This window comes from Pseudomonas sp. AC463 (genome assembly GCF_979253585.1).
Map to the genome: position 1 here is coordinate 1 of NZ_CEEDDZ010000213.1, position 375 is coordinate 375.

At 62.9% G+C, this 375-nt stretch carries 1 protein-coding gene; it reads right to left on the reverse strand.

The genetic code is table 11. The features are described 5' to 3' along the window. On the reverse strand, positions 1-375 hold a 375-nt coding region (locus AC0IYH_RS29825; protein ID WP_471837691.1), incomplete at both ends, for an AMP-binding protein.

The window sequence follows — 375 nt, forward strand, 5'->3', positions numbered from 1 at the left end:
GTCTGGCCGTATCCTTGTAGAAACGTGACGCCGAGCGACTGGAAGAACAGTCCGACCTCCGGCGTCAAAGGCGCACCGCCGGACACCATCGCCTTCATCCGCCCGCCGAACTTCTTCGCGATCTTCGGTTTGAACAGCGTGCGGACCAGCAACTGCGCGGGCCGATCGAGCAGCCGCACGCGCCCCTCGCTCTCCTTCGCACCGATGTCGAGCGCTTTGCTGAGCAGATAGGACGACATGCCGCCCTGTTTCTCAATCGCCTTGCCGATCCGCGTCCGCAGCACCTCGAACAGGCGGGGCACGACGAACATGATCGTCGGGCGCACCTCCTCGATATTGGCGGCGAGCTTGTCGAGGCTTTCGGCGTAATAGATC